The sequence below is a fragment of the Stappia sp. genome, from assembly GCF_048261845.1.
GTDB lineage: Bacteria > Pseudomonadota > Alphaproteobacteria > Rhizobiales > Stappiaceae > Stappia.
In genome coordinates, this window is record NZ_JBLXFR010000107.1 from 1 (window position 1) to 7,716 (window position 7,716).

The following is a 7,716-nucleotide window of genomic DNA, read 5'->3' on the forward strand; positions in this document are numbered from 1 at the left end:
GGCGGCAGGTCGCAGGATGGCGGGTCCGGGGCGTGCTGCGCCTGTTCAAGTACCCGCGCGGACATGACCCGCGCCTATCCGCTCTTGCGCATGGACGCGTGCAGCTCGTCCGGGTCGATCCGCTGGCGGACAAGGCCCGGCTGCACGCTGGCCGGCGGCACCGCCGGAAGCTCGACGGACAGCCGTCCGGTCACCTCCTGCTTCTCGATCGCGCGCGCCTCGCCGTCCTTCATCACATAGATGGCGGTGTAGTAGAACTCGATCGTCGGATCGGTGCGCAGCCGCTGGATGCCGTAGTAGCGCTCGATCGTGTCGACCTTCACGCCCTGCGGCGAACCGAGGATGCTGTAGAGGATCTGGTTCTGCTGCGATTCGCCGGCAAGTTCCCGCTCCTTCCGGGTCATCTCCTCGCGCGGCTTGCGCAGGAAATCGGGCAGCGTGTCGCCGAACTCCTCCTTCGCCGTCGTGGTCAGCTGGAACATGGTGAGATTGACGCTCGCCACCTTGTCCCAGTCGATCAGGCTGGTGTCGACCTTGACGCTGTAGTTCTGGATCGTGTTGGTGATCGTCAGCGTCTTCGTCTCGCTCGACTGGCGATAATTCGCCAACGAGAAGTTCGTTCCGTCGGAATAATAGATCTGACCGGAGATGTTGTAGTAGGCCATGTTGAGATTGTCGACGGCCTGGAAGTTCCAGCGCGGTTCGGCAAAACTCAGGAAGCCCTCCGGCGTCCAGTTCGACCAGTTGTTCTCGGCAATCCATTTATCGCCATTGTTGGCCGGATCGAAATACTGGGCATTGACGTCGACCAGCGCCAGCGTCGTGGGTTCGTTCGTATAGTTGAACGCCCTCAGCGTGAACTGGGTGAACAGCCCCTTCGGATCGACGACGAAGACGATGTCGGCATTGCCCGAACCGGTATAGTCGGGCGCCGCGGAGAGCGCCCCGGGCGGCTGCGACACGATCTCGGTATTGTCCGCCATCTGGTAGCGCAGCCGGTAGGTATAGCCCTGGCCGATCGGCAGGTTGTAGTAGCTGTCGAAGGCAATGGCCTCCTCCTCGCCGTTTGCCGTCATCGTCTTGGTCTGGACGATGGCCGGATTGCCGGCAGGCGGGGCGAAGAAGAAGTCGATATTGACCGCCCTGACGCCGGTCGGCGTGCCGAAAGGCACGTTCTGGCCGATGAACGTCACTTGCCGCGTGCCGAAATTGTTCGGCGTGATGTTGACCAGCGTGTCGGTCGTCGTCACCGGATCGCTCTGGTAGCTCTTGCCGTCGGCGAACTCGATCACGTAGCTGTAGGTGAACGCGCCGTTGTAGTCGCCGCCGGAGAAGTCGCCCGGCGCCTCGTAGATCAGCGACGATTGCGCCCCGTCCTTGACGATCAGCGTGAAGGTGTTGTCGGTCTTGCGGGTCGGATAGGTCACGGTGACCGTCACCGACTCGGCGATCGGATCGCCATTGTCGCTGCGATCAAGCTGCCCGATCAGATTGAAGACAACCGAAAGCTTGCGGTTGTCGACCTTGACGAAAAGCTTGTCCCACTCCTCCGCCGAGAACTTGCGCATGAACGTGCTGACCGGCGTCGACCAGTCGATCACCGTGTCTTCCTGATAGGACTGGGTGAAGGATGTCGTCGCCGACACCGGGTTCGGCCCGGTCGCCATCACCGCCGCGGCCGCCACCGTGCTGGAGACCTGGTTCTCCAGCGTTGTCCAGCCCCAGTCGCGCACCCGCTGCGCCAGCTCTTCGGAACTGCCGGCGCCAAGCTCCACCTTGACGTCGCCCGCGCCCGACTGGGTCAGCACCTGCTTGACCTCCTGCAGCACCTGCTTCTGGTTGCCCCAGGTGTCGCGCACGGTCTTGTACTTCTTCTCGTATTCGATCGCCGCCTCGGCCCTGTAGCTGACCGTCGCCTTGGCTCCGAGCAGCTTTGTCAGCACCTGCATGTCGTATTCGACGCGGAACGGCGAGGCACCGCCCCCCGACCCGTAGGCGCCCTTGAACGTGTTGAGCGCCTCGGCCGTCTCCAGCTCGATCTGGAAGGCGGCGACATTGGTGCCGTAGAGCGTCGGCTCGACGGCCAGGACCCGCCCCTCGCCCTCGATGTCATAGTAGAAATAGGCGGTACCGCCGACCCAGGTGAACCCGCCCCAGGAGATGTCGTCACCCAGCACCTTCTCCGCCGCCGCGCGCGCGGCAAGCGGCTGGATCAGCTCCATCTCGAAGGTGCACAGGCCGGCAACGCCGCCGCCATTCCTGGTGTACTCGGTCAGCGAGAAGGCCGGCGCGCCGCCAACCGTTCTCAGGGTCGGCACCGGCACCATGTACCAGAGCTTCGGATTGTCGTGGTCCTGGTAGACATAGACGACGCTGTTCGTGCCGTAGTCGATTTCCCGGACAGTGGTGATATCGAACATCGCAACCTCGCATGGAAAAAACTGGCTGGAAACGCAAAATATCTACTTATGCGGGTATCGTCGCATCAACAGAACAACCTCGCAAGGCTTTGCAGCAGGATTTAATGAGACGATTTTCAGAATTTTTTGTAATCATTAATATGATCAGTGACATGAAATGAAATTTCAGAAAATCCATCCAAATCTATTATATAAACAAAAACAACAATATGGAGTTTAATGATAAAAATACAAAATCACCGTATGATTCTCGAAAATATACTATTGATGAAATATTCATGGAAAACAATATCAAGGGAAAATCGGAAAAATACACGAACCATATTGCAACTTTTGCGGGCATAGCCAGAGAGACGAACCCGGAGCAAGGTTCATGACGGCGCCGGAAACGGCGCCAGACCGGCATTCCCGCGGGCGCTCATTCAGCCTCTTCGCGCAATGCCGGAGCAGGAGCCACGGCCATGCAGCTCCCGTCGCCTCACCCGGCTGCGACCGGACACCCAGCGGACAACAGACGGTTAGCCCGCCGGCTGACCGATGCGGCGGCGATGCGGCGCCGCAATGCAGGCAAGGGCGAGAATCGCCCCCGAGACGGTGGCGATCATGCCGGCGGCGCTGACCGCATTTGACGCCCCGAACCAGAGCGGTCCGTAACCGGCCAGCACATAGCCGAGAACGGCGGCAAGCGTGGCGAAAACGGCACTCCAGGCAACCTGGCGCTCGAGCTGCTCGGTCATCAGCCGGGCTGCGGCCGGCGGGCAGATGAACATGGCGATGACGATGATCGATCCGACCGCATCGAACGCGGCAACCGCCGCCACGGCGGAGGCCGCGACGAGCGCCAGCCCGATCAGCCGCACCGGCAGGCCGAGCGTCGCGGCGAAGCCCTCGTCGAAGGTGGAGAGCTTCAAGGGACGCCAGAACAGCAGCATCAATGCCGAGATTGCAGCCGCCACGAGCGCGATGCGCGGCAGTTCCGGCGGCAGTCCGGCAAGGGCGTCGGCATCGAGCAGCGAAGCCCAGCCGGTCGCGTCGAACCAGATCAGGCTCTCCAGGGACCCCATCAGCGCGTGTTCCACATCGAGATGGACGCCGCTCGTGTCGCTCTGTTCCAGGAGCAGGACGCCACCGGCGAACATCGATGTGAAGACGACGCCCATCGCCGCCCCGGGCTCGATCCGGCCAAGCCGGCGGATGGTCTCGATCAGGAACACGGCAACAAGCGCCGCCCCGGCGGCACCGGCAAGCATCGGCAGGCTTGCCAGGCTTCCGGTGACGAGAAAGGCGACGACGATGCCCGGCAACACCACATGAGAGATCGCGTCGCCGATCAGCGCCTGCCGGCGCAGGATGAGGAAATTCCCCGGCAGGGCGCAGGCGATGGCCGAGAGCACGCCGATCAGGATCGGGGTGAGTGAAAGCTGGACGAATTCGGCGCCCATCACGCCGGCACTCCGATGGCCGCCGACCGGTTGATCATGCGATCGATCTCGACAATCTCGTCAGGGGTCATCACGTCCTCGATCGGGGTCAACCCGTCATAGCGGTGGGCCAGGGGATCGTCGCGATGGATCTCGCGGGCGATCTCGAAACGGCGCTCGTCGCGCAACGCCCGGGCTGCGGCCGCGCGTCCCGGCTCGGTCGCCACCCGGTCCGCCCGGATCAGTCCCTCGCGCTGCAGCACGCGCAGGGTCAGCGGATCGAAGATCGGCTCGCTGCGCGCCAGCGACAGCAGGCCCTGGCGACGATGCAGGCGCAGCTGGAAACTGCGGTGACGGATCGCGGCGGCGAGCACACCGCGGCGCGGTGCGAAAAGCAGCGAAGCCAGAAACAGGCAGAAGGAGACGAGCACGATGATCGGCCCCGTCGGCAGGCCCGGCGCGGCGGCGGAAATCGCCGCGCCGGCATAACCGGACACGCCGCCGATGGCCCCGGCGGCCAACACCACATGGTCGGTGCGCTCGCTCCACAGCCGCGCGGCGACGGCCGGCACGATGAGCAGCGCCACGACGAGGACGAGGCCGACGATCTTCAGGCCCGTGACGGTGACGGCAAGCACCAGCATCATCATCGCTAGATCCGTGCGGCGCGTATTGACGCCGGCCGAGGCGGCATAGCCGGGATCGAAGGCGACCAGCGTCATCGGCCGGCGCAGCACGACAAGGGCGGCGACCGCAAGGGCCCCGCCCACCGCGATCACGGTGGCGTCCTGGAAGAGCATGCCGGCGGTGGATCCGAGCAGGAACCCCTCGAGCCCCGCCTGCCGGCCCTGGGAGAGCGTCTGGATGACGGTGAGAAGGACGATGCCGAAGCCGAAGAAGACGGAAAGCACCGCGCCGATGGCGGTGTCTTCGGCAAGCCTCGTGCGCCGGGTGATCCATTCCACGGCGAGAAGACCGGCGGCGGCCGACAGTGCCGAACCCGCGATCAGCCCGAGCAGGTTGCGGCCGTCGAAGCCGAACCCGACCATCACGAGAAACGCCAGGCCGACGCCGGGCAGTGTCGCGTGGGCGATGGCGTCGCTGACCAGCGCCCGCTTGCGCAGGAACAAAAACGTGCCGCCGGCTCCGGCGGCGATCCCCAGCAGCCCCGCGCCGATGGCAACCAGCGCCGCGTTGTAGCCCGCCTGCAGCAACAGCGCGTCGAGGAAGATCGCAAAGGGAGATGCCATGTCCGGGCTCACTCCCCCAGCCGAAGCTGGTCGATATGGGCGGAGGCAAGCCTCCCCCCGTAGGTCGCCTGCAGATTGGCGGCGGTGAACGTGCTGGCGACCGGACCTTCGGCGACCTTGCGCGTGTTGATCAGCAGGACCCGGTCGAAATAGTCGGTGACGGTCGCAAGGTCGTGATGGACGCAGACGACGGTGCGCGCCTCCGCCTTGAGCTCCTTGAGCACGTCGATGATCGCCTTTTCGGTCGCCGCGTCGACACCGGCAAAGGGCTCGTCGAGCAGGTAGAGATCGGCGCCCTGCGCCAGCGCCCGGGCAAGGAATACGCGCTGCTGCTGGCCGCCGGACAACTGGCCGATCTGCCGCTCCGCGAAATCGGCCATGCCGACCCGGGCAAGGCAGCTGCGTGCCTTTTCACGATGCGCGGCGCGCACCAGCCGCAACAGGCCGAGTTCGCGGTAGAGCCCCATCAGCACCACATCGATGACCCTGGTGGGAAAATCCCAGTCGACGGACGCCCGCTGCGGCACATAGGCAATCCGGTCGCGGGCCCGCTCCAGCGGCGTGCCGAAGACGGTGACCGTGCCGGACAGGCGCGGAACGATGCCGAGCGCCGCCTTCAGGAGCGTCGACTTGCCGGCCCCGTTCGGGCCGACAATGGCAACCAGGCTGTCACGGGGAAAGGTCGCGTCGACGGAAAACACCGCCGGGCTCTCGCCGTAGGAGACGGTGATCTCGCGCAGGGCAAGGGCGGCCCGGTCCACTGTCGCCCGTGCCTCGGCCTCCGCCTGCCGCGTCGCAACGAGCCCTATGGCCGGCGGAGTCGAGGTCCTGCTCATCGCGCTCAGCTCCCCGCCGCCAGCCGTCCGGCCATGCCGCGTTCCGGCGCATCCCCGCCAAGGGCGCGCGAGATGGTGGTGGCGTTGTGGTCGATCATACCGGGATAGGTGCCCTCATAGGTTCCCTCCTGCCCCATCGCATCGGAGAACAGCTCGCCGCCGATCGCAACATCATGGCCGCGCGCCGCGGCCCCCTCGACAAGTGCCCGAACCGAACGGTCCGAGACGGAGCTTTCCACGAAGACGGCCGCGATCTTGCGGTCCACCAGAATGTCGACCAGTTCGGCGACACGCTGCAGCCCTGCCTCGCTCTGGGTCGAGATGCCCTGGATGCCGAGCACCTCGAAGCCGTGCGCCCGGCCGAAATAACTGAAGGCGTCATGCGCGGTCACAAGCACCCGGGCGCTTTCCGGCACCGAGCCGAACACCGTGTCCGAATAGCCGGCAAGCGCTTCCAGCTCCGCCAGATAGACGGCCGTGTTGGCGGCGAAGGCTTCCGCCCGTTCCGGGCGCTCCGTGGCCAGCGTATCGCGCACCTTCTCCACCACCTTCGACCACAGACGCGGATCCATCCACACATGCGGATCGAACTTGTCGGGATAGTCGACATGGGCGATCAAGAGCTCGCGCGGCAGGCCTTCGGCAACGGCGACGGTCGGCTTGCGCTCGCCGAGCTTGCGCAGGAACTCCTCCATCTGGGCTTCCAGATAAAGACCGTGCCAGAGCACCAGGTCGGCGCGCACCATGGCGGCGATGTCGGTGCGGGTCTGGCGATAGGCATGCGGGTCGACGCCCGGCCCCATCAGCGCCCGCACCTCGACGGCGTCGCCTCCGATGCGCCGTGCCGCGTCGGCGATCATGCCGGTGGTGGCGACCACGGACAGCGGCGCCTCGGCGCGGGCCGGCAAGCCGCCCGGCATGGCGACGGCGGCAAGCCCCAGCAGCAGCAGCGCACGGCGGGACAGGCTGGCCGCGGATCCGAACGTCATTCGCCAAATCGTCTCATGCATCGCCAAACCCTTTCGTGCGGACGGAGGCCGCCCTCCTTGTTTGGAATGATTATGAGAACGATTTGCAATTGTCAATGCAATTGCGAACGATTTGCAAAAACATCGAAGACACATGGCGCCCTTCGCGACCCGCCGTTGCACAGGCTCTGGAAACGGCCGGTGCCGGCACGGCCTGGACGCAGTCGCAGAAGCAGCAAGAGCGTTGCAGGGGCGCCGGGTCGGGCGCGGTGAATTCTGTCATTGTATGTTCATATGAACGTTGTGCTATGTTCATATGAACGAAGTAGAGACGGAACGTCCACATTCGGGGGGAGCAACGCCGGTCATGACAGGCGACATCGACATCACCGCGCGCCAGCGCGAGATCGCCGATCTCGTGCAGTCCAACGGCTTCGCCTCCGTCGAGGCGCTGGCCGAGCGGTTCGAGGTGACGACCCAGACGATCCGCCGCGACCTGACCCGGCTGTGCGAGCACGGCATCCTGCGCCGCACCCATGGCGGCGTCGAGCCGCCCGCCCCTGTCGGAAACCTCCACTACGCAAGGCGGCAGATTCTCAACCTGCCACAAAAGCGCGCGATTGCCGAGACGGTCGCCAGCCGCGTTCCCGACGGCGCCTCGCTGGCCTTCTCGATCGGCACGACGCCGGAGATCGTCATGCAGGCGCTGACCCGCCACCAGGGCCTGCGGATCTTCACCAACAACCTGCATGTGGCCTTTTCCGCCTCGCAGAACCCCGGCTTCGAAGTGACCATCGCCGGCGGGCGCCTGCGCCACGGCG

6 protein-coding genes are annotated in these 7,716 nt (G+C 65.0%); 1 reads left to right on the plus strand and 5 read right to left on the minus strand.

Features of this window, described 5'->3' with window-relative positions; all coding sequences use genetic code 11:
- Positions 1–74: 74 nt before the first annotated feature.
- The 5 genes from ACN0T5_RS21025 to ACN0T5_RS21045 form a co-directional block, all read right to left on the minus strand.
- Positions 75–2,420: a hypothetical protein gene (locus ACN0T5_RS21025; RefSeq protein ID WP_417770563.1), complete on the minus strand. Its 2,346-nt coding sequence runs from the start codon at positions 2,418–2,420 to the stop codon at positions 75–77.
- A 518-nt stretch (positions 2,421–2,938) separates the two neighbouring features.
- Positions 2,939–3,862, minus strand: coding sequence for a metal ABC transporter permease (locus ACN0T5_RS21030; protein ID WP_417770568.1), 924 nt, complete (start codon positions 3,860–3,862; stop codon positions 2,939–2,941).
- Positions 3,862–5,091 carry a metal ABC transporter permease gene (locus ACN0T5_RS21035; protein WP_417770564.1) on the minus strand — a complete coding sequence of 410 codons (1,230 nt, stop codon included), beginning with the start codon at positions 5,089–5,091 and terminating at the stop codon, positions 3,862–3,864. The genes ACN0T5_RS21030 and ACN0T5_RS21035 overlap by 1 nt, the downstream gene beginning before the upstream one ends.
- An 8-nt stretch (positions 5,092–5,099) precedes the next feature.
- Complete coding sequence (locus tag ACN0T5_RS21040) at positions 5,100–5,927, minus strand: metal ABC transporter ATP-binding protein (protein ID WP_417770565.1); 828 nt, start codon at positions 5,925–5,927, stop codon at positions 5,100–5,102.
- A gap of 5 nt (positions 5,928–5,932) precedes the next feature.
- The gene (locus ACN0T5_RS21045) at positions 5,933–6,916 is read right to left on the minus strand and encodes a metal ABC transporter solute-binding protein, Zn/Mn family (RefSeq protein WP_417770566.1); all 984 of its coding nucleotides are present in this window, start codon (positions 6,914–6,916) and stop codon (positions 5,933–5,935) included.
- A 346-nt stretch (positions 6,917–7,262) separates the two neighbouring features.
- Between ACN0T5_RS21045 and ACN0T5_RS21050 the strand changes: the two genes are divergently transcribed.
- On the plus strand, positions 7,263–7,716 hold a 454-nt coding region (locus ACN0T5_RS21050), incomplete at its 3' end, for a DeoR/GlpR family DNA-binding transcription regulator (RefSeq protein WP_417770567.1).

Coding starts and splice junctions, on each gene's coding strand:
- ACN0T5_RS21025 (WP_417770563.1), bottom strand. CDS start 2,420: ATGTTCGATATCACCACTGTCCGGGAAATCGACTACGGCACGAACAGC.
- ACN0T5_RS21030 (WP_417770568.1), bottom strand. CDS start 3,862: ATGGGCGCCGAATTCGTCCAGCTTTCACTCACCCCGATCCTGATCGGC.
- ACN0T5_RS21035 (WP_417770564.1), bottom strand. CDS start 5,091: ATGGCATCTCCCTTTGCGATCTTCCTCGACGCGCTGTTGCTGCAGGCG.
- ACN0T5_RS21040 (WP_417770565.1), bottom strand. CDS start 5,927: ATGAGCAGGACCTCGACTCCGCCGGCCATAGGGCTCGTTGCGACGCGG.
- ACN0T5_RS21045 (WP_417770566.1), bottom strand. CDS start 6,916: ATGACGTTCGGATCCGCGGCCAGCCTGTCCCGCCGTGCGCTGCTGCTG.